The sequence below is a fragment of the Planctomycetota bacterium genome (assembly GCA_039819165.1).
Taxonomy (GTDB): Bacteria; Planctomycetota; Phycisphaerae; order Phycisphaerales; family UBA1924; genus JAHCJI01.
Map to the genome: position 1 here is coordinate 406229 of JBCBSM010000001.1, position 20466 is coordinate 426694.

19 protein-coding genes are annotated in these 20466 nt (G+C 71.1%); 11 read left to right on the forward strand and 8 right to left on the reverse strand.

The annotated features are described in order from the left end of the window. The first annotated feature begins 51 nt into the window (after positions 1-51). From AAFX79_01855 to AAFX79_01900, 10 genes are read left to right on the forward strand one after another with little or no spacing between them, the layout of a single operon-like run. Positions 52-1263: a type II secretion system F family protein gene (locus AAFX79_01855; protein MEO1007290.1), complete on the forward strand. Its 1212-nt coding sequence runs from the start codon at positions 52-54 to the stop codon at positions 1261-1263. 59 nt (positions 1264-1322) lie between these two features. After that, positions 1323-1730, forward strand: a complete 408-nt coding sequence (locus tag AAFX79_01860; GenBank protein ID MEO1007291.1) for a type II secretion system protein GspG — start codon at positions 1323-1325, stop codon at positions 1728-1730. Positions 1731-1735: 5 nt separating this feature from the next. Further along, the gene (locus tag AAFX79_01865; protein MEO1007292.1) at positions 1736-2332 is read left to right on the forward strand and encodes a type II secretion system protein; all 597 of its coding nucleotides are present in this window, start codon (positions 1736-1738) and stop codon (positions 2330-2332) included. Next, positions 2332-3420 carry a prepilin-type N-terminal cleavage/methylation domain-containing protein gene (locus tag AAFX79_01870; protein MEO1007293.1) on the forward strand — a complete coding sequence of 363 codons (1089 nt, stop codon included), beginning with the start codon at positions 2332-2334 and terminating at the stop codon, positions 3418-3420. The genes AAFX79_01865 and AAFX79_01870 overlap by 1 nt, the downstream gene beginning before the upstream one ends. Next, positions 3420-4265, forward strand: coding sequence for a hypothetical protein (locus AAFX79_01875; GenBank protein ID MEO1007294.1), 846 nt, complete (start codon positions 3420-3422; stop codon positions 4263-4265). The genes AAFX79_01870 and AAFX79_01875 overlap by 1 nt, the downstream gene beginning before the upstream one ends. A gap of 49 nt (positions 4266-4314) precedes the next feature. Then, positions 4315-5133: a hypothetical protein gene (locus AAFX79_01880; GenBank protein MEO1007295.1), complete on the forward strand. Its 819-nt coding sequence runs from the start codon at positions 4315-4317 to the stop codon at positions 5131-5133. Further along, complete coding sequence (locus AAFX79_01885; protein MEO1007296.1) at positions 5130-6722, forward strand: hypothetical protein; 1593 nt, start codon at positions 5130-5132, stop codon at positions 6720-6722. The genes AAFX79_01880 and AAFX79_01885 overlap by 4 nt, the downstream gene beginning before the upstream one ends. Beyond that, complete coding sequence (locus tag AAFX79_01890; protein MEO1007297.1) at positions 6719-7306, forward strand: hypothetical protein; 588 nt, start codon at positions 6719-6721, stop codon at positions 7304-7306. The genes AAFX79_01885 and AAFX79_01890 overlap by 4 nt, the downstream gene beginning before the upstream one ends. Next, complete coding sequence (locus AAFX79_01895; protein MEO1007298.1) at positions 7303-7932, forward strand: tetratricopeptide repeat protein; 630 nt, start codon at positions 7303-7305, stop codon at positions 7930-7932. Before AAFX79_01890 ends, AAFX79_01895 begins: the two co-directional genes overlap by 4 nt. Positions 7933-7935: 3 nt before the next feature. Next, positions 7936-8379, forward strand: coding sequence for a hypothetical protein (locus tag AAFX79_01900; GenBank protein ID MEO1007299.1), 444 nt, complete (start codon positions 7936-7938; stop codon positions 8377-8379). Positions 8380-8392: 13 nt separating this feature from the next. On the opposite strand, the gene AAFX79_01905 is transcribed toward AAFX79_01900, so the two are convergent. The 8 genes from AAFX79_01905 to AAFX79_01940 form a co-directional block, all read right to left on the reverse strand. After that, complete coding sequence (locus tag AAFX79_01905) at positions 8393-9871, reverse strand: PhoH family protein (protein ID MEO1007300.1); 1479 nt, start codon at positions 9869-9871, stop codon at positions 8393-8395. A gap of 97 nt (positions 9872-9968) precedes the next feature. After that, positions 9969-10448 carry a DUF456 domain-containing protein gene (locus AAFX79_01910; GenBank protein ID MEO1007301.1) on the reverse strand — a complete coding sequence of 160 codons (480 nt, stop codon included), beginning with the start codon at positions 10446-10448 and terminating at the stop codon, positions 9969-9971. Between the two features lie 111 nt (positions 10449-10559). Further along, entirely contained in the window at positions 10560-11453 is an 894-nt protein-coding gene (locus AAFX79_01915; GenBank protein ID MEO1007302.1) for a hypothetical protein, read from the reverse strand. A 21-nt stretch (positions 11454-11474) separates the two neighbouring features. Then, positions 11475-11726, reverse strand: coding sequence for a hypothetical protein (locus AAFX79_01920; protein MEO1007303.1), 252 nt, complete (start codon positions 11724-11726; stop codon positions 11475-11477). Between the two features lie 138 nt (positions 11727-11864). Next, complete coding sequence (locus AAFX79_01925; protein ID MEO1007304.1) at positions 11865-13055, reverse strand: glycosyltransferase family 2 protein; 1191 nt, start codon at positions 13053-13055, stop codon at positions 11865-11867. Next, on the reverse strand, positions 13052-13867 hold the full coding sequence (locus tag AAFX79_01930; protein MEO1007305.1) for a lysophospholipid acyltransferase family protein: 816 nt from the start codon (positions 13865-13867) through the stop codon (positions 13052-13054). The genes AAFX79_01925 and AAFX79_01930 overlap by 4 nt, the downstream gene beginning before the upstream one ends. A gap of 7 nt (positions 13868-13874) precedes the next feature. Beyond that, positions 13875-15530, reverse strand: coding sequence for a phytoene desaturase family protein (gene crtI / locus AAFX79_01935; GenBank protein ID MEO1007306.1), 1656 nt, complete (start codon positions 15528-15530; stop codon positions 13875-13877). A 71-nt stretch (positions 15531-15601) separates the two neighbouring features. Next, a complete protein-coding gene (locus AAFX79_01940) occupies positions 15602-17476 on the reverse strand; it encodes a TolC family protein (GenBank protein MEO1007307.1) in 1875 nt (624 codons plus the stop codon). A gap of 216 nt (positions 17477-17692) precedes the next feature. On the opposite strand from AAFX79_01940, the gene AAFX79_01945 reads away from it, so the two are divergent. Next, positions 17693-20458, forward strand: coding sequence for a beta-galactosidase (locus AAFX79_01945; protein MEO1007308.1), 2766 nt, complete (start codon positions 17693-17695; stop codon positions 20456-20458). Positions 20459-20466 lie beyond the last annotated feature (8 nt).

Sequence of the window (20466 nt, forward strand, 5' to 3'; positions counted from 1 at the left end):
TAGGGACTCGTCCGGGTATCCGGCAAGTCGGAACGGGAGGCACGCTCGCAGATGTCCAGGGCCGCACGCGGAACCAGCCCGTACCTCTTCCTGGCGAGCAGCGCCAAGGGCGGCCGCAAGGTCGGCGTGCGCAGCGCCAGCAGCGAGCGCTCGCTGGCGTCGGGGCTCAGCCGCGAGCGACTCGTGCTCGTGCGGGCGTTCAAGCTGCCGGCCTGGATGTCGGGCGGCGGCCGGATGGGCCTCAAGGACCAGGCACGATTCAACAGTGTGCTGGCGCAGCTCGTCTCGCGGGGCGTGCCGCTGGTCGAGGCGCTGGACGTGACGGCGTCCTCGATCGACCGCCGGCACGCCTCCAAGGTCCGCCGCGCCCGGGCGATGGTCGCGGGCGGCTCGATGTTCGCCGAGGCCTGCGGCCGCGTGGGCATCGTCGATCCGGTGACCGCGGCTGTCTACCGCGCCGCGGAGCGCACGGGCGACCTCGGCGGCGCGTGCGACCAGCTGGCCCGCACGGCGGAGCGGCAGCTCAAGGTCCGCAGCAAGGCCGTCACGCTGCTGTTCTACCCGCTGATCGTGCTGGCCGTCAGCCTGCTGGTGGGCTGGGCGATGCTGACCTTCATCGTGCCGATGATCGGCTCCAACCTCGAGGGCCTGGGCGGCGAGCTGCCGCTGGTCACCGTGGTGCTCATGACCGTCGGCGACGCCATCCGCGGCAACCTGCCGCTCTTCTTCCTGGGTCTGCTCGTGCTCGTCGTACTGGCCGCGGTGTTCCGCGCACCGCTATGGCGGGGCCTCTGGAGCGTCGTCCGCCGGCTGCCGGCGATGCGGCAGCTGGTGCTGGCGCAGGAATCCACGCAGTTCTTCTCGGTGATGGCGGCCATGACCCGCTCGGGCGTGACGCTGGCCGATGCGCTGGTCGTCGGCTACCGCACGGTGAGCCACACGAAGCTCCGCCGCCAGCTCCAGACGCTCCAGCGGCGGCTGGTCGAGGGCGGCCAGCTCGCGCGGCTGCTCGAGGACGTCGAGGCCGTCCCGCTAAGCGTCCGCAAGCTGCTGATCGCCGCCGAACGCTCGGGCGACATCGAGAAGGCCTTCGACAGCCTCGCCGACGATATGGCCGAGGAGGTCGAGCGCCGCAGCGAGCGGGCGCTGGCGGTGCTCGAGCCGGCGCTGATCATCTTCATGTTCCTGATGATCGGCACGATGGTGATCGCGATCATGCTGCCGTTGTTTACGGCGACGGCCAACATGGATCTAGGGGGGTGAGCGCCGGGCGGCAATCCCGCTCTCGCGCATCGGGTGAAGAAAGACACGAGGTGGACGACATGCACACGAAACAACGAACGCATCGCGCCGCACGCGGCTTCTCGCTGCTGGAGATCACGCTGGTGGTGCTGATCATCGGCGTGCTGATGGGCATCGCGGGCGTGGCCTTCCTGCCGCGTTTGCTGCAGGCCCAGTCAACGGCGACCGAGTCGACCATGACCACGGTCAAGCAGTCGCTGGAACAGTACAAGGCCCAGAATAACGCCTATCCGACGCAGCTGGCCCAGCTGGTGCCAAACTATCTATCCGACCCGCCGACCGATGGCTGGGACCGCCAGTTCTGGTACGCCACGCCGGGCCAGGCCGGCCGGCCGTTCGACCTGATTAGCGCAGGCGAGGACGGAAACTACAGCACGGCCGACGACATCAGCGTCTGGACCCTCGGCCAGGACGGGCAGGCGAACTGAAAGGCATGCCCACCTGCCGCACCCTGCGCACGAGCCGCCGTGGCATCACCTTCCTCGAGGTGGTGCTGGCGTCGGCGTTGCTCGGCATCGTGTCGATGGGCATCTTCAGCGCGATGAACTACGTCGTGCTGCAGCAGCGGCGGGCCGAGCAAGCACTCGGCGCCGCCGAGGTCGCCAACCGCGTCGTGGTCATGTTCCTGGACAACCCCGACGACATGCCCTCGAACGGCCAGCCGATCGCCTACGGACGGCACCTGTACCACTGGGACTACGCCGCCGCCCCGATCACGCTCTACGACCCGCAGGCCACCGACGACATCGCGCCGCTGCGGCTCGATCGGCTGCGCGAGCTCACGGTGACGGTGTGGCTGCACGAGGACACCGGCGGGGCCCGGCGGCCCGGCCCCGACGCGCCGACCATCACCGTCCGCCGCATGCTCGATCCCGCGCCGACCCGTAACCCCGACACCCTGGCCCGTGCGATGGACGCCGGCCGCGTCGGCGGCATCTGGTTTGGCGACGGCGGCGGCACGCGATCCGGCGGTTCGCGGGGCGGGACGGCGGACGGCGGAGGGGGCGGCGGCCTCGGGGGCGGCAACTGATGCGGCGGGCCGGCTTCACGCTGATCGAGGTCTCGCTGGCCGTGATGGTCGGCGCGGTCATCCTCGCCGCCGCCGTGGGCATGTTCACGACGATGGAGCGGGCGGACGCCATCGCGACGGTCCGCGCCGAGGAGACCTTCCACCTCGAGCGGATGCAGCGGGTGGCGACGCAGGCGATGGGCTCGCTGCTGATCGCCACCCGTGAGGAGGCCGACGAGGCCGCCGAGGCCGAGGCCGAAGCCGGCCAGGCCGCGTCCCAGACCGACGGCCAGCCCGGCGGTCAGGCCGATGTGCTCGACGACGGGCTGGACGAGGACGGCCAGCCGCTCGACGACGACGAGGAGTCCATGATCCGCCCCCGCGTGCTGCTCGAGCGCGACCCGGTGCTCGCCGGCCGCCCGATGACCCGCCGGGTGCGCATCGGCCATCAGGGGCTGGGGCCCGCCGAGTCGGCGATGGCCCAGCGGCTGGAGCTGACGCTGAGCGCCCCGCCCGTGCAGCAATCGATCGAGGACATGGAGCGCCGGTGGGATCTCGCCTTGCTGGGCGCACGGCCGCTCGATGCGGGCGATAACATCGACGATCTGGGCGCCATCCGCGGCGCCTTCGTGCTCCGCGACGAGCGGCGGGTGAACGAGCTGGGGCTGCCGGTGTTCAGCATGTGGTGGCGGCCGGTCGCCGCGGGCCTCGAGGCGGATCCGCGGCTGGCCTACGCGGTCGATCCCGCGGCCGTCGACGGCGCGGTGCTGCTCGTCGAGAACCTGGTTTGGGCCAGGTGGCGCTTCTACAAGCAGGGCGGGTGGCGGGAGGAATTCGACGCCTACGGCGAGATCGACCTGGCCGCGTATGCCGAGCTAGAGCTGACCACGACGCAGAACCAGACGGTCGCGTGGATCTTCGAGCTGGCCTGGACGCTCGGGCTCGATCCCGACGCCGAGGACGAAGGGGAAGGGGACGGCGCGGACGGCGAGGGTGAGCCCGACGAGATCGACCCCACCGACGAACCGGGCGATGGCGGCGGTAGTCGGCCGCCGGCGGGTCGCGGTCCGCGCGATGGCCACGGCGGCGGCGTGGCGGGGGGCAACTGATGCGGGGTTGCGTACCGATCCGCCGCGGGTTCGCGCTGCCGCTGGTCGTGCTGCTGGCGATGGTGGCCACGATCGCCATGGCGGTGATGATGCAGCGGCAAGGCCAGCAGAACCTGACGCTCGTGCGGCAGGTGCAGTGGACCAAGGACCGCCACCTCGAGCGCGGGCTGCGGGAGGTCATCGGCGCGTGGCTGCCCAGCGCCGGCCGCCGGCTGGGCGAGATCTCGAGCCAGGGCGGGCATGCGCTGGACATCCAGTTCGACGACGGGCGGTCGGTCCGCGTCGAGGTCTTCGACGCCCAGGGCTCGGCACTCGCGAACTTCGACGGCATCCGTGAGTCGCAGCTCGACGAGGCCGTCACGGTGCTCGAGGCGGTCGAGGAAGCCGCCGGCGGCGGAGACACCTTCGAACGCTGGACCCGCGACATCGGGCCGCTGCAGATCAGTGCCCGTACCGCGCCCGAGCCGCTGATCGCGGCGGCGGCGTCCGCGGCACTCAGCCCGGGCCGAGCCGCCGATCTGGCCCGCGATCTCGTGCTCGCTCGCGAGGAACCCGACGCGGCCGGCGGCAGCCACTGGATGCGGCGGCTGATCTCCGATTACTCGGAGACCGGCCAGGAGCGCACCCTGCTCACGGCGGTGTTCACCGCCGAGGCGGATCTGTGGAGCCTGCGCATCACGGTGTACGACCAGGACGGCGATCCCCGCGACCGCTACGAGGCGCTCGTCGAGGTCGACGGGCGGGAGATCCGCCGCCGGACCGATAGCGGACAGTTCGCACCCCTCGGCCCGTTCCAGCGGTGGCGCCGCGTGCCGAGCATCGAGGACGGACGCGTCCCACGCTAAGCTTCGGGGTGCCGCGTTGACGCACCCCCCATCGCCGGGAGAGACCGCCATGGCAGACCGCTCGGACAGGGCCGGACACCTCAGGCAGCGGCGGATCATGCAGGCCTCGGCCGCGGGCGTGGCGGGCGTGTGCGCCCTCATCGCCGTGGGGGCCGTGTTCGCCGACAAGTCGGTCACCCCCTACGAGGTGCAGCCGCCCGTGGTGCCCGAGGTGGAGGCGGCCTCCGCCGGCGCGGTCGACGTCTGGCGGGTCTCGCCCGACGCCATGGAGGTCAGCCTCGCCCGCGTGCACGAGATGGAGCCCGAGCCCACCCAGAGCGAGCAGGGCGGCGACGAGGGCGACCAGGCTCCGCCCCCACCCCAGGACGTCAAGCTCGTCGCGACCATCGGCGCCGGCGAGAACCTGTCGGCCGTCATCCGCGAGGGCGCCACGCAGCTGGTGCTCCGCAAGGGCGAGCGGGCGGGGGGGTGGCAGGCCCTCGACGTCCAGTCCAGGTCGGCCCGCATCCGCAAGGGCCGCGTTACCAAGGACCTCACGCTGGATCCGCCCATGCTGCTCGTGAGCGACATCGGCTTCGGCGGGGGCGGCGACGTGGGCACCCAGGGCGTTGCCCAGCCCGGCCAGCGCGCCCGCACGACCGTCAGCGGCGTGGGCGAGGACCGCACGGTCTCGCCCACGACCACACGCTTCTCGCGCCGGCAGCCGGGCACCGCCTCGAGCGGCGGCCGGCAGGGCCAGGGGGGCCAGGGCCAGGGCGGCCGCGACCGACGACAGCAGGAGCAAGAGCAGGGACAGCCGCGGGCGCGCACCGGCGGTGGCAACGGCGGCGGTAATGGCGGCAATGTGGGCGGCGGGGGGAACAATTGACCGACCGCGTCTGCTTCATCGAGCGCGACGCGCGGGGTGACCGCGTCCAGGCGGTGCGGCTCGTGAGCCCGCACGCCGAGGCGCGATGGGATAATCCCGCCGCCGGCGTGGCCGACGCCTCGGATCCACTCGGCGACGCCGATGCCGCCGCCGAGTGGATCGCCGAGCGACTCGCCGCCGACGGAGTCCGCCTGTCGGCGATCGCGATGGATGCCGCGGGCGCCCAGTGCGGCTGGATCTACGCGGGATCGGCCGAGCCCGCCGCGGTGAGGGCCGCCTACCTCCGCAGCAGCGAATCCGACTCGGACGACCTCGAATTCGACGAGGGCTTCGACGACGAGCAGGCAGCGCCCGAGGGCCTGGGCGGCATCGCCGAGCCCATGGACGCCTCGATCGAGCCGCTGGCGCCGGCCGCCCGGGACGAGCACGGCGCCCGCGTCGGCGTCGTGGTCGCGCCCGATGCCATCGTCCGTCTTGTGCTGGATGGGCTGGACCGCCGACGCGTCGACTTCGATGCCGTGCTCTCGCTCTGGCACGCCCTGGCGCTCGCCTGCGAGCCCGCGGGCGGTGCACGGCCCGATCGAGTCGTCGCCGAGAGCCCCGTCGTGTGCGGCGGCGTGCTGGTGACGCCCGACGGCCGGTTGCTGTGGTGCTGGTCGCGAGAGCGGACGCTGCTGGCGGCGGGCTCGGTCCGCCTCGTGCCGCACGACGACGGCCCGATCGTGACGCCGGCCGACGTCGCCCGCGTCGCCAACGACTGGGTCGCCTGGAGCGCGCAGCTGGGAGTCTCGCCCGGCCGCCTTGCGCTCTTCCTGTGCCCGATGGCGGGGCCCGACGCCGTCGGCGACGACGCGGCGCTCACCGCGCCCGGGCTGGCAAACGCGCTGGCCGATGCCTGGCCCGATGCCGTCGCCGACGTCGAGATCGACGACGATCCCATCCTCCGCGTGCTGCGAGCGATCGATGCCGGCGACGGCGACCTCGCGGCCGGGCACGGCATGGCCTCGCTCGCGACGCGGCCCGGGCGCTCGACCCGCCGCGTGTACACCCTCGCGGGCGTGGCGCTCATGGCACTCGGGGTCGCGCTCGGGGCCCTGGGATTCCGCTGGCAGGCCAAGGTCGGCGCCATGGAGGCCGACGGCCAGAGGCTCCGCGAGGCCTGGCTGGCCGACGCCGCCGAGATCGAGCAGATGCTCGAGGAACCCGAGGGCACCATCACGGCCAGCGTAGCGCCGCTGCTGCAGCTCAACACGCTGGTGAGCAACGCGACGCGGGCCCGCAGCGTCGATCGCGCGCCGCCCAAGCCCGTCCTCCAGGAACTCGAGACGCTGACCTTCATGCTCGGCGAACTGGGTGACGAGGTCGAGCTCCAGGACCTGTTGATCGCCGACGTGGCGCTCACGGTCAAGCTGACGACCGAGGATCCGACCGTGGCCGGCCGCATCAATGTGCTCATGGAGGACCTCGGGCTCACCGGCGAGGACGCCAACGTGGATTGGACGCTCCGATCCGACCAGCGTGGGGACCGCTACGAGGTCTCGCTCGCCGGCCTTTGGGTCCAGCGTCGATCCACCGGGGGACAGCCATGAGCGGCCTCGCACCCCATCCCGAGGCCGACGGTCCGCCGCCCGTCGATCGCACCGAGTTGAGCGCCCGCGCGGCCGCCAACGAACAGCGGAGCAAGCCCAAGGGCCTGATCGTTGCCGGATTGCTCGTGCTGCTCGTGGGCGTCGTCTACATGGCCGTCGGGTGGTCGTCGCTCTCGTCCGCGGCGACCAATCGGCGGAACGAGGCGGCCACCACGCGGAACGTCGCCTTCCAGAAGGCCGCTCTGGAGCGTGCGCTCCGCGACGGCGTCGCCGGCGGCGGCGACTACGCGCCCTTCGAACAATTCGCCCAGGAGGCCGACCTGGTGGCGCAGAGCGTCGGGCTGACGCCCGCGCCCCAGCTCAGGAGCCAGATCTCGACCGACGACCAGCGGACCGACCTGGTGCTGCAGACCTATCGCTACGAGAACATCCGTTCGCGGGACCTCGGCGCGCTGCTGGCGTGGGTCTCGGAGGTTCCCGAGCGCGTCCCGGGCATCGTCGAGATATCCCGCCTCGAGTTGACGCCCCGTCCGCGGGACTGGGAGCTGGACGTGACATTCGTGAAGCCGGAGTTCCCCCGATGAGCGTTCGCCCCGTGTCCCTGTGTCTCGCCGTGCTCGCCGGGGCGTTGCTGCTCGCGGGCTGCGCGTCCGATGGACGCCGCTCGGCCGCCGAATTCGATCTGGGCATCCCGGATACCACCGCCCAGCAGCGACAGGCGATCGAGCTGGTCAATCGCGGCTACGAGCTGTACCACGACGAGGACCGCGACTACGAGAAACGCAGCCGGGAGGCCGCCGAGCTGTTCCGCAGGGCGATTTCGCTCGATCCGGGCTTCGCGTCGGCCCACTTCAATCTGGGCGTCTTCTACCTCGACAACCAGGCCTACCCGTCGGCCATCCAGTCGTTCCGCACGGCGCAGATCCTGACGCCGGCCGACTCCCGGGCCGCCTACCACCTGGGCGTGGCCTACGCGAGCATGCGGCGGCACGACCGCGCCATCGAGGCCTACCAGGATGCGCTGCTGGTCAATCCGAACGATCTGCTGGCGATGCGGGGGCTGATGGCCTCGTGCCGGCGGAGCCTCTACGCCGACCACGCCACCCTCGAGGCCATCCGCCGCGGGCTGGAGCTCGAGACCAGCCGCGAGTGGCGGGGGCACATGGAGCGCGAGGTGACCCGCCAGGAGCAGTTGCTGGAGCTGGGCTGAGCGATGGATCCCGCCGCGGCCGCCATACCGAACGCCCGTGGAGGCGTGCTCCGCGTCGTGCTGGGGGTCATCGCGGCGCTCGCCATTGCTGGCGTCGCCACCGCGATCTTCTACACCAAGCTCACGCCGACAGCCCCGGGCCCGGCGCGGGTCGTGCTCGTCAACGCGACCGGGGCGTCACTGATCGATCCCGGCATGACCCTGCGCGTGCCCGATGGCGGCACCGTGGCCGTCGCGCCGCCGCTGCTCGACGACGGCGACACCTGGCGGGTCTACGACGGACCGGGCCCGATCGAGATCGAGATGGTCCAGTTCGTGGACGCCGCGTCGGGCGCACCGGTGCAGCTTGACTCGCCGCTCGACGGGCCGGCCACCGGCGTGCTGACCCTGACCGTGGGCGCGGGCGGTGCGCTGTCGGTCGAACGCGGACCGCTGCCGCCCGAGTAGCCCGGGTGGAACGCTACAGCCGCTCGGCCGCGAGGCTCGCCAGCGTCGAGCGCTCGCTGCGCTGCAGCGTGACGTGGCCGACGACGCCGAGGCCCTTCATCTTCTCGACGGCGTACGAGAGGCCGTTGGACGAGCTATCGAGGTACGGGTTGTCGATCTGGCCGATGTCGCCGGTGAGCACGAGCTTGGTGCCCTCGCCCACGCGGCTGGCGATGGTCTTGACCTCGTGCGGCGTGAGGTTCTGGGCCTCGTCGACGATCATGAACTGGTGGGGGATCGAGCGGCCTCGGATGTAGGTCAGCGGCTCGAGCACCAGCTTGCCGTCGGCGATCATCTTGTCGATCCGTTGCTCGTTGGTCTGGCTGTCGGCCTGCTGGCCGTGCGCCCCGCGGGTGCTCAGCAGGTACTCGAGGTTGTCGAAGATCGGCTGCATCCAGGCGAAGAGCTTCTCGTCCTTGTCGCCCGGCAGGTAGCCGATGTCGCGGCCCATGGGCATGATCGGGCGGGCGACCAGCAGCTTGTCGTAGCGGCCCTCCTGGAAGATCTTGGCCATGCCCGCCGCGAGCGCGAGCAGCGTCTTGCCGGTGCCGGCGCTGCCTAGCAGCGTGATCATCTGGATCTCGTCGTCCATCAGCAGGTCCAGGGCCATCGTCTGCTGCACGTTGCGGGCCATCAGCCCGAAGATGGGCTTGCGGGGCGGCGAGATGGGGATGCAGTGCTGCGTGTCGGCCAGCCGCCGAGCGAGGCCCGTGTGGTTCTCGTCCTGCTCGTTGCGGAGCAGCACGAACTGGTTGGGCCGGATCTCGGGCGCCGTTCGCATCTGCGTGGGGTCGCCCGTGTCGGCCTGCTCCGACATCGCGGCCAGTACGGGCTCGAGGTCGAGCATCCGCTCGTCGTAGAGCGCATCGATGAGGTCGCCCGCGACGTCCACCGACTCGAAGCCCGTGTACAGACGGTCGGCGTCCACCTTCTGGTTCTGGAAGTCCTCGGTCTGGATGCCCAGCGCATCGCTCTTGATGCGGGCGTTGAGGTCCTTGGAGACGAACACGACACGGTCGCCGCGGTCGTGGATATCCCAGGCGACGGCGATGATGCGGTTGTCCTTGGTGTCCTCGCGTAGCGCGTAGGGCCGCGAGCCGTCGGTGATGGCGATGCGGATGCAGCCCGTGACGCCGTTGCCGGCCGTGGAGGCGGCCGCGCCCGCCTGCGGCGTTGCATCGCCCCAGCGGACGCCCTCGGTCAGGGTGCCCAGCGCCCGCAGGCGATCGAGCCGGCGGATGACCTCGCGGGCGTTGCGGCCGATGTCGTCTTCTTGCCGCTTGAGCTTGTCGAGCTCCTCGATCACCGCGAAGGGGATGACGACGTCGTTCTCCTGGAACACGAAGAGTGCGTTGGGGTTGTGCAGCAGCACGTTGGTGTCCAGCACGAACTGCTTGACGCCGACGGCGGTGTCGTCGGGCGTCATCGCGTGCTCCAGGCGTGTGGGTGGCATGCCTCGCTCCAATCCCGCGGGTTGATCCCGCGTGCTCTCTCTTTCGCGAAGGTGCAGGGTTCGAGTTCGCGGTCTACGCGGGTCGGGCTCACCAGGCCTACCAAGCCGACCAGCTGGCGACGACGAGCAGGACCGCCGACAGCGTGCACAGCACGAGCTTGAAGACCACCGCGACGACCCATCCCGCGCTGGCACCCGCGCCAACCTTGGCCGACGAGCGCCAGGTCTGCTCGGCGTTGGTCCGCTGCAGCAGCGTGGCGGCCAGGCCCGCGCCGAGCGCACCGCCGATGAGCGTGCCGACGATCGGGACGACCAGGCTGCCGGTGATTGCGCCGACCAGCCCGCCCGCGAAGGCTCCGGCCATGGCTCGCCGCGTGCCGCCCGCCCGCTTGGCCCCCAGCACGCCGGCGATCCAGTCCATCACGTCCGACGCCAGCGTGCTCAGCAGGATGAACGCGAAGGCGTACCAGCCCACCAGCGGCGCCCCCAGCGGCCACGCGCCAAGCCAAGAGCCCACGACGTTCACGAGCAACGCCGACAGCGTCAGCAGCCACAGGCCGGGGAGCCCGATCAGCACGAGCAGCGGGGCGCAGATCGCCAGGATGGTCAGCAGGATGGCGGCCGCGATCGAGATGCGGTGGCTCCGGATCGGCCAGCGGGTGCGGGGCCGGGTTGGGGGGTGCTCGCCTCAACCTTGCTGGGAACTCTCGGGTGCTGGTGTCGGGTCCTTTTCGTCGCCGGGATTCTCCGAGTCGTCCGCGGGCGGTGCGTCGTCGTCCTGGCCGCGATCGGGGAAGCGGATTCGCTCGAGCTCCAGGATCCACTGCTCCACCGGCTCGTGCTTGTACAGGTCGACCTTGACCGACTGGCCGGCGTGGCTCGGGTGGTCCTTGGTGAGCTGCAGCTCGACGTAGAAGCGGTGCCACTTGCGCTTGTCGAACTCCTCGATGTGCTCGGGTGCGACATCGATGCCGCCGGGGAGGGTCAGCTTCTTGGCGTCGGCGTCCCACGCGTAGCGGGTGCCGACGGCCCGCGCAAGCCCGAAGAAGCACACCGCCGCGCCGCCGACGCCGATCAGGAAGATCGGCCACTGAACCGCGAAGTCGAATTCGCTCTTGCGCTTTGGTGCGCGGCTGCGGTCGACGCCCTGCCATTCCGCGGCGAGTTCGTCGTAGCGGTCGTAGGGCGAGCCGATCTCGCCCTCGTCGGGGTTCTCGCGCGGGTAGGTCGTGTACGCGGCGTCGAGCGTGTAGGCGATGCTCACGGCGTCCAGCCAGTTGCCGCGGTGGTCGCCCAGGTCCTCGGGGTTGCGGTTGTAGCCCGGCTGGCCCAGCTCATCGAGCGTCTGCTGCGGGTCGGGCACGCTGGCGATGCCGAGGTTCACGCCGGCACCCGATCCCGGATCGTTCAGGAAGTCGAGGTACCGCCATTCCATGTACTGGGCGAAGCCGCGGGCCCGCTCGGGGTAGATCCAGAACAGGTCCAGCAGGCCCCAGAGCCCGATGCCCAGGGCCACCAGGCCGATGAGCGTCTGTTTGATCCAGTACCTCGGGCTGAGCCGCGCCGATTGGGTCTCCGCCATGTCGCCTCCGTGTGCGTGCACTCACCGATCGGCCGGATCCGCGTCGCGGTCCATCGCGCGGAAGGTATCGTGCCACCACTGGTCGGCCCAGGCCCGGCCCAGCGGTGTGCCGGTGAGCCGCTCAAATCCACCCGCGTCCACCCGGATGGCCGGGATGACCGGATAGGGCCGCCGCCGGCGGATGGCCCGGTTGAGCCACCGCTCGTGCGTCCTGCGAAAGGCCTCCGCGAGGGACGCCGGGCGATTCCGTCTCGGCAAGGGGTTCGGGTGCATGCGTCGCTATTCTACCGGCTTCTCCAATCACCCCAGATCGCATTCCAGGGGTCATGCGGGGCCTCCAGGATCCATCGGCACGGTTCCCGGGCCTTCCGCAGCAATCCCGGGAAGCGGCGTGGCGCTCCCGGCTGCGACTCAGGCGCCGGCGACCCGCCCCCGCCAGGATCGCGTGCCCGTGGCGTGCCGCCGCAAGCTGTCCCACTGGACGGCGGTCATCGCCAGCACGCCGAGTGGATGGAGCACCGCCGTCGCCAGCGGCAGGCGGAAGCGGGCGGCGAGCAGCAGCCGCTGGAGCACCTGCAACGCGATCGCCACGCCGGCGAGCACGAGGCCCGGGGATGGATCGGCCCACTGGCCCCGGATCACGCCCGCCAGCCCGACGAGCCATGGCAGCGCATGGCCCAGGAGGTGCATGACGGTGAGCGCGACAAGCAGGCCGAGCGAGCCGAGCCCCTCGAAGGCGTTCTTGGCGAATCCGCGCCAGGTGGCCGTCCAGCCCGCGTACATGCGGACGCTGGCCAGGTCCGTGCCGTCGAAGAGATCCGTTCGGTAGCCAGCGCGTCGCGCCGCCCGGGGCATCATGACGCCGTCGTGCATGGTGTCCTTGAAGGCCGTGTGCCCGCCGAGGGCGTCGTAGCAGCCCCGCGAGACCAGCAGGAACTGGCCGCACGCCGCCGACGCCGCGGGGTCGGTCGTGCCCCGCATGCGGAACATCGGGAGGTAGGCAAACAGCACGAAGAAGATCATGGGCACGAGCAGCGCTTCTCCCAGGCTCGCGGTGATCTGCCGGGGGAAGGTCGACACCAGCCCGAGCGGCGCCTCGGGCTCGCGGCCGCCGGGGCCCTTCGCGTCGTCGAGCGCTCGCCACGCGGCCAGCGCGCGGCGGATGCAATCCGGCTCGAAGCGGACGTCGGCATCGGTGAACAGCAGCATCGAGCCGCGCGCCTCGGCGGCACACCGCCAGCACGCGTGCTGCTTGCCGTTCCAGCCCTCGGGGAGCGGCACGGCCGCCAGCGGCCGCACGCGGTGATCCTCGGCGGCCAGCCGTTCCAGGATGCGCGGCGTGTCGTCGTCGCTCTGGTCGTCGTAGACCAGCACCTCGATCCGCTCGACGTCGCCCGCCAGCAGCGAGCGGACGCAGGCCTCGATGTTGGCCTCCTCGTTCCGGGCGGGCACGCACACGCTCACCAAGGGAGCGTCGCTGTCGGATTCGGGGGACGTCGCGTCCGCCGGCGAGGGGCAATACAGCCGCAGGTTGGCCAACGTCAGCGCTAGCGCGCCCACGCTCAGCAGCACCGCGAGGCCCATGGCTACCACGAGGATCATGGTGCCACCTCGGCGGCGTCGCGGCGGTCCCGGACGCGGGCCTCCTTGCCGATGGCGCGGAGGTAGAGGTCGTACACGGGGTGCATGCCCGCGTCGCCGCGGCCGACGATAGTCTCGAAGGCCGACGCATCGCGGGCGATGGAGCGTTCGGCCAGATCGCCGGCGGCCGCGCGCAGCGCATCGGTCATGGCCCGTTGCCACTCGCCGGTAGACGGCCGCATCGGTGCGGGGCACGGCCTCGCGAGCGTGAGCAACTCGGGCGTTCGTTCCCCCCAGAACACCAGCTCGATCGCGACGCAGGCCACCCGCGGCGGCATGCCCTCTCGCCCGAGCCGCGCGGCGATCGCCGCCGCCCCCGGCCGCAGCTCGATCGGCTCGCGAACATCGGTGAAGCCGCCCTGCGGCGTGAGCCAGAACGACGGGTTGGGCAGCTGTGCGCACTCGTCGGCGGCATAGCGGACCATGTCGCGGAAGGCCGCCGGGTCGTCGGGATCCACGCCAAAGAGCCCCAGCCGCCGCATGAACTCGAAGCGTTCGAGCATGGCGCGGTCCATCGGCGCGATGACCTGCCGCCGCGGGGCGAAGCGATCGACGAGCACGACGGAGATGATCGGGTCCCACCAGCTGGAGTGGGTGAGCAGCACCATCGTGGGGCCGTCGTGGGTATCGAGGTTGCGCAGCACGTCGGCGCCGGCGCGGTCGATCCGCATCGCGTTGAAGGACTTGCGGATGAGCCTCCGCGTGTACCAGCGGAACAGCCGGCACATCCACTCGCGCCGCTGGTGGGGGACGATTGTGGGCGGGACGTTCACGGGTGGGCTAGGCCGCCGGCTCGGCGGCGCGGGCCGTCTTCTCCTTCGCGGCGTGATCGATGCCCGCATCCTCGAGCGCCGCCCACGCCGCGGTGACGCCGCTCATCAGCACCATGGGAACGCCGGGCCCGGGGTTGACGCTGCCGCCGGCGAGATACAGCCCCTTCGCCACGCGGGAGCGGTTGCGGGGCTTGAAGCCCCCCTTCAGCCGGCCATGCGACGCCAGCCCGTAGATCGCGCCGCCCTCGGCGTTGTACATGCGGTCGATCTGCGGCGGCGTGAGGTACCGCTCGACGGCGATGTGCTCCTCGATGTCCTCCATGCCATGCTGCTTGAGCTTGTCGAGCACGACGGGGCGGTACTCGGTGAGCGTCGGGCCCGGCGAGCCGTCCCGCTCCAGCCAGCGATGTTCGTCGCGGAGGGCGGCCGTATGGATGAGGATGTAGAGGGCCTCGCCGCCCTCGGGGGCCTGGTCGGCGTCGGTCCGAGAGGGCGCGGCGATGTACAGCGTCGGGTCCCGGGCCGGCACGCCCCGCTCGTAGATGTCCGCGAATTCGTTGCGGCTATCGCGGGAGAACAAGAAGTTGTGGTGGGCCAGGTGCTCGTACTGCCGACGCAGCCCGAGGTACAGCACCAGTCCGCTGCACGCCGGCTGGTACGAGCCGCCCACGCGTCCGAGTTCGCCCGACGCGCCGGGCACGCCCTTCAGCAGGTCGCGGTTCGTCCGCTGCACGTCGCAGTTGGAGACCACCGCGTCGGCGGCGATCTCGCGGCCGTCGTCGAGCCGTACGCCGACGGTACGGTCGCCCTCGACCAGGATCTCGCTCACGCGGCGGCCCGCGACGCGCTCGACGCCCAGCTCCTCCGCAATCCGCTCCAGCGAGCGGGCGACCTGCCGCGTGCCGCCCATGGGGTACCAGCAGCCGTGGTCGAGCTGGGCCGAGGCGATGAGGCTCAGCACCGCGGGCGCTAGGAACGGGCTCGATCCGACGTACTGCAGGAAGTGCTCGCACACCTGCCGCACGTGCGGCTCGGGGATCATCTTCTCGATCGTTGCGCCGACGGTGGAGTGCAGCCGCATGCCCAGCGCGTCCATGCCCACGCCGGGGTCGGTGGGGGGCTTGCGGAGCAGGTCGCCGATGCCGCCGAGGTCCTTGTAGAAGAAGACCTTCTCGCTCAGGCGGTACATCTTGCGGCTGAACTCGTAGAATCGCAGGAATCCATCGCCCGGTCGGACGTCGGGGAACTGTGCGTCCAGCTCGCGCGCGAACACCCTCGGGTCGCGCCGCAGGTTGATCGTGACGCCGTCGTCGAAGAAGCACCGCCACTGCGGGTCGAGGTCGATCAGGTCGATGTAGTCGGCCGGATCGCGCCCGGTCCGCTCGATGATGCCCTTGAGCACCTGGGGCAGCGTGATGATCGTGGGGCCCATATCGAACTTGAAGCCGTCGGCCTCGAGCACGTTCATCTTGCCGCCGACGTGGGGGTTGGGATCGACGACGACGACGCGGACGCCGGTGCGGGCGATCTCGACCGCCGCCGCAAGCCCGGCCAATCCGCCGCCGACGACCACTACTCCGTCGCGATCCAGGCCCCGTCCATGGCCGCCGCCGCGGGCATTGTCGCGGCTGGTTCCGTTGCTCGTTTCGCTCGCTGAGATCACGCCCGCCGCTCCGTGTTGCCTTCGAAGTTGGCGGCCCTCGGAGCCGCCCGAGCAGGATATACCGGGCGGGGCTAGGGCGCGACCCCCTGCGGCGGGGTCAGGTCCATTCCCGGCAGCGGGAGGAGGTTCCCATCCCGGCCGACGCGGAGCTGCCCGGTCGTCAGCAGGTAGGCCAAGATGGCGTTGCGGAGGTCGGCCTCGGCGGCCGTGCGTGCGTTGCGGGCATCTAGCAGCTCGGCCTGGGTGTCGACCAGCTCCTGGGGCGTGACCTCGTCCTCCTTGATGAGTTGCTCCTCGAAGCGCAGCTCGTTGATCTCGACCTGCCGCTCGGCCAGGATGAGCTGGAAGCGGGCGACCTCGATGCTCCGCAGGGCCGACCGGGACGCCACGACGATGCTGTCGCGGAATTCCTCGAAGTCGCGGATCTCCCGCTCCAGGGCGATCTGGCTCGAACGCACGGCGAGCCGCTCGATGCGGCGATCCAGCGGCAGGCTGAATCGAAAGCCCGCGGAGTAGCCGAAGTCGTCGGGGTCGAACGCGAGCCCGCCCTCGCGGACGTCGGGGTCGGTCGGGAGGCTGGCCTGTCCGAAGAAATCGAAGTCCGGCAGCACCTCGTTGCGAGCGTTGTACACCGCGCGGCGGGCATCGAGCACCTCGTCCCGCTCGGTCTGCAGGTCGAGGCGGTACAGCAGCGCGGCGGCGGCGGCCTCGGTCGGCGTTGCGACCGGGTCGTTGAGCTCCAGCTCAAGCGGCGCTAGCACCACCGGCGTGCGGGGATCGAGCCCGAGCAGGATCTTGAAGCTGTCCAGCGACAGGATGAACGACTCGAGCGTGCCCTGCAGCGAATTGTTGGCCGCCAGCACGCTGCTTCGCGTGATGTTCAGCTCGAAGAGCGCGATCTCGCCGGCCTCCTGCCGCGCCTGCTGCCGCTCGAGCGTCCGACGCAGGTTCCGCAGCTGCTCGGAGAGGTTGCGGATTGCCGACGCGTCCTGCAGCAGCGAGAAGTAGGTCGACGCAACGGTGACGAGGAACTCCCGCCGGAAGCGTTCGAAGTCCCGGGCGGCGTAGACCAGGTCGCGTTCGGCCTGGATGAGGTCCTCGCGGGCGACGGAGCCGGCGCCGCGGAACAGCGGGATGTTCGCATCCAGCACCAGCTCCGAGGACTGCACGTACTGCCCGCTCACCTCGTTGCGGAGCTGCTCGGTGGCGCTCACGATCCAGCTCGCGGCGATGTCGCCACCGTTGGGCAGCAGCTGCGTCACGCGGAGCTCGTTCATGAGGTCGATGACGCCATCCAGCTGGCCGTCGTCGGCCCCGCCGCTGAAGGTCGCCATCGTGTCATTGAAGAAGCGGGGCGACCACAGGTGCCGCTCGGACAGCAGCGCGATCGCCGCGAGCAGGTAGTCCTCCTGGGCGAACAGGAAGTCGCGACCCGTGATCTGCGCCTGCCGGAGCGCCGTCGGCAGGTCCAGCCGCATCACGTCGCTCGGGATGTCGAGGTCCGGGCGTTCTTCTCCCTCCACGCCCTCGTCGTAGCCGTAGCCCACCAGGCCGGTGTCGATGCCCAGGGCCTCGCCGAAGAACTGCTGCAGGCGGCCCTCGACCGATGCGGCCTCGAGGCGAGCGGCCTCGGCCTGCACGTAGCGGAGCTGCTCGGCGTCGGGGTTGTTCGTCGGGGGCGACTTGTCCAGCTGGAGATCGCGGTCCAGCTTCGAGACGCCCTCGGTCCGGTAGCGGCGCTCGGCGGGCGCCGCATCGGTGCCGAGCAGCATCGATTGATCGAGCGTGAGCGCATCGATGCGTCGATTGATGCGATCCTCGACGCGGCGGTCGTAGCCGCCCAGTCCGCCACACGCGGGCAGCCAGGCCAGCGCAGCGACCGGGGTCACCAGGAGCGCGAGGCGTCGGCCGCGGGCCCGGGCATCGAGGAGGAGCGGGCAAGACATGGGCGGCGATGGTACGTCGCGCGCCGCCCGAGGTTGCATCCGTTGCGACCATCGCGCAGCGTTGCGAGCGTGTTGCAGGATCGCCGCAAGGTTGTCGCGACAGGATTCGGCGTCTATCATCGGGGCTCATCCGAGTCGGCGACGATCGTTTGGTATTCGATTGGTATCGCGGCTCCCCAGCACCAAACTCACGACACCCAACGGGAGCGCCGCTCCATGCCCACCGTGACGTTCGATAGCCGCAGCTTCATGCTCGATGGCCGCCGCATCTGGATCGTCGGTGGCACGATCTCCTACGCCCACCTGCCCCGGGCGGAATGGGCCGACCGGCTGCACGCCGCCAAGCTCGCGGGCCTCAACACGGTGCAGGTGCCCGTGCTGTGGGCCCGCCACGAGCCCCTGGCCGGCCAGTTCGATTTTGCCGACGACGCCGACCTGCGGGCCTTCGTCGAGATGGCCCACGACGCGGGCCTGTACGTCATCCTCAGGCTCGGTCCGGCGCAGGGCCAAGACCACGACTTCGGCGGCCTGCCGACCTGGCTGACGCAGCTGCCCGCCCACGAATTGCGGTCCAACAGCGGGGCGTTCCTCGAGGCGTGCTCGCGATACATCACGGCAGTGGCCGACCAGGTGCGGGACCTGCAGATCAACGCGGCGGGCAAGGGCGGCCCGATCCTGCTCATCCAGAACGAGCATCTGTGGACCTGCGGCGCGCAGGACCTCGCGCAGTCCTACCTCGGCGAACTCTATCGCTACATCCGCGAGGCGGGCCTCAGCGTACCGGTCATCAACGCCAACAACCTGTGGGCGAGCGTGGAGGGCGAGGTCGACTGCTGGGTGGGCAACGAGGACCTGCTGGCCACCCTCCGCCAGCTGTCGGAGGTCCGCCCGGACCACCCCAGGCTCGTGCTCGACCTGGCGACCAGCGAGCCGCCGACCTGGGGCGGCAAGCCCGAGCCGCAGGACGGCCGCGACCTGCTGCGGCTGCTGGTGGAGATCATCTCGGGCGCCGGCCAGTTCACGCTCAGCCGCTTCGCGCCGGGCACCAACCTGGGCTTTAGCGGCGGCAAGCTGGGCGGATACGCGGAGGCATTCGCGGCGACCGACCGCGGCGGCCTCGTCGACGCCTCGGGCCAGTCGACCGATGCCCTCAAGATGGCCCGCCGCGCATGCATGTTTGCGTCGGCGTTCGGCCGCACGCTGGCGCACCTGCACCCCGAGTCGAGGCCCATCGTCGTCCATCCGGGTGATGCCCCCCGCGAGGGCAAGGGCTACCTCTCGATCGTGCAGCTCGGGGGGAGCTTCGGCGGCGTCGCCTGCGTGTTCGAGCTGGGCAGCGCCAACCGCGGCAAGACCTCCCGCACGCTGCTGCTGGCCGACGGCACGCCCGTGCCGCTCACGATCGGCGAGCAGGGCGTCGCGTGGCTGCTGCACGGCGTCAACCTGACCAGCAAGCACACCCTGGACTACACCAATCTCAACGTGCTGACCATCTCGGGCACGACGCTCGTGTGCTTCGGGCCGGCGGCCACCGAGGGCATCGTGTGCATCAATGGCTCGCCGCTGAGCGTGACCGTGCCCCGTGGCAAGTCGCCCCAGGCCGTCGAGCACGAGGGCATGCTCGTGGTCGTGTGCTCCGAGGCCCAGGTCGACGAGTGCTTCGTGGCCGACGGCATGGTCTACGCCGGCGTCGCGGGCGTGCGGGCCGACGGCTCGCCCATAGCGCTGCCCGACAGCAAGACCTGCCAGGTCGTTGATTCGGACGGCACGCTGCGGACCCACCCGGTCGATGCGCCGCCCAAGACCCCCAAGCGAGTGGCCCTCGAGTGGTCGGAGTGCTCGACCCAGGACTACGCCGAGGGCGAGAGCGCCAAGTACGCGAGCATCGACGGGCCCGCCGACCTGGCGACGCTGGGCGCCGCCTCGGGCTACGGCTGGTACCGGCTGAGCGGCAAGATCCCCGCGGGCTCGGGCGCGCTGAGCTTCCCCGAGGCCGCCGACCGCCTGCAGGTCTTCGTCGGCGGCGAGTCATCGGCCGTGCTCGGCGCGGGCCCCGGCGCACAGCCGGCCATCAAGGCCCGCGGGCTCAAGGGCGAGGCGACCATCGTGGTGCTGGCCGAGAACCTCGGCCGCGCTGCGTCGGGCATCCTCTTCGGCGAGCGCAAGGGCGTGTTCGGCGACGGCTTCGAGCTCGCGCCGGTCGAGCTGCAGGGCCCGGAGGTCGAGACCCATCCGCCCACCGACCTGCTGGCCTTCCGCACGCCCATGTGGCTCGTGCACCAGAACGACCACACCTCGCCGCACCGCTACGTCTGGTCGTTCACGCACCGCCGCAAATCGCCGCTGTTCCTGTCGGTGTCGGAGGGGCTGGGTCGCGGCCTGCTGATCCTCAACGACGTGCCCATCGCGTGCTTCGACGACGCGGGCTTCAGCGGCCTGCGGCTGGAGACCGACGAGCTCAAGCGGGGCGTCAACGTGCTGCACCTGGCGATGCACGACGACGGCCTCTCCGGTGCGCCAGACGCCGAGGCCGCCGGCGAGCGGCTGGCCGACATCGCGAAGGCCGTCCGCATCGACGAGGGCCGCGCCGATCTCACCGGCAAGCTCGATTGGGCCTTCGCCAAGTGGGAGCGGCCCGCGCCGGCGGCCTACGAGCCCGTCGCCAAGGCCCAGCTCAAGGCACGGAACTGGCCGACGTGGTGGCGGGCGTCCTTCCAGGCCGCCGACACGCAGGCGCCCCTGGAGCTGGACCTCACCGGCATGACCAAGGGCCAGGCCTATGTGAACGGCAACCACCTGGGCCGCTACTTCGTGCAGGCGCCGGGCAACAAGGCCCCGCTCTCAGACGGGCGGCTGCGTGTGCCCGAGTCGTGGCTGGAGCCGGGCAAGCACAACGAGGTCGTGCTCTTCGACGAGCACGGCGCGGCCCCGTCCCGCGTGCGGCTGGCCTACTCGGCGGGGTCGGCGGTCCTGCGCGTGTAGGCGTGCCC

Excerpts from the sequence above, each read along its gene's own strand:
- AAFX79_01855 (MEO1007290.1), top strand. The coding sequence starts at position 52 with ATGTCCAGGGCCGCACGCGGAACCAGCCCGTACCTCTTCCTGGCGAGC.
- AAFX79_01860 (MEO1007291.1), top strand. The coding sequence starts at position 1,323 with ATGCACACGAAACAACGAACGCATCGCGCCGCACGCGGCTTCTCGCTG.
- AAFX79_01865 (MEO1007292.1), top strand. The coding sequence starts at position 1,736 with ATGCCCACCTGCCGCACCCTGCGCACGAGCCGCCGTGGCATCACCTTC.
- AAFX79_01870 (MEO1007293.1), top strand. The coding sequence starts at position 2,332 with ATGCGGCGGGCCGGCTTCACGCTGATCGAGGTCTCGCTGGCCGTGATG.
- AAFX79_01875 (MEO1007294.1), top strand. The coding sequence starts at position 3,420 with ATGCGGGGTTGCGTACCGATCCGCCGCGGGTTCGCGCTGCCGCTGGTC.
- AAFX79_01880 (MEO1007295.1), top strand. The coding sequence starts at position 4,315 with ATGGCAGACCGCTCGGACAGGGCCGGACACCTCAGGCAGCGGCGGATC.
- AAFX79_01890 (MEO1007297.1), top strand. The coding sequence starts at position 6,719 with ATGAGCGGCCTCGCACCCCATCCCGAGGCCGACGGTCCGCCGCCCGTC.
- AAFX79_01895 (MEO1007298.1), top strand. The coding sequence starts at position 7,303 with ATGAGCGTTCGCCCCGTGTCCCTGTGTCTCGCCGTGCTCGCCGGGGCG.
- AAFX79_01900 (MEO1007299.1), top strand. The coding sequence starts at position 7,936 with ATGGATCCCGCCGCGGCCGCCATACCGAACGCCCGTGGAGGCGTGCTC.
- AAFX79_01905 (MEO1007300.1), bottom strand. The coding sequence starts at position 9,871 with ATGCCACCCACACGCCTGGAGCACGCGATGACGCCCGACGACACCGCC.
- AAFX79_01915 (MEO1007302.1), bottom strand. The coding sequence starts at position 11,453 with ATGGCGGAGACCCAATCGGCGCGGCTCAGCCCGAGGTACTGGATCAAA.
- AAFX79_01920 (MEO1007303.1), bottom strand. The coding sequence starts at position 11,726 with ATGCACCCGAACCCCTTGCCGAGACGGAATCGCCCGGCGTCCCTCGCG.
- AAFX79_01925 (MEO1007304.1), bottom strand. The coding sequence starts at position 13,055 with ATGATCCTCGTGGTAGCCATGGGCCTCGCGGTGCTGCTGAGCGTGGGC.
- AAFX79_01940 (MEO1007307.1), bottom strand. The coding sequence starts at position 17,476 with ATGTCTTGCCCGCTCCTCCTCGATGCCCGGGCCCGCGGCCGACGCCTC.
- AAFX79_01945 (MEO1007308.1), top strand. The coding sequence starts at position 17,693 with ATGCCCACCGTGACGTTCGATAGCCGCAGCTTCATGCTCGATGGCCGC.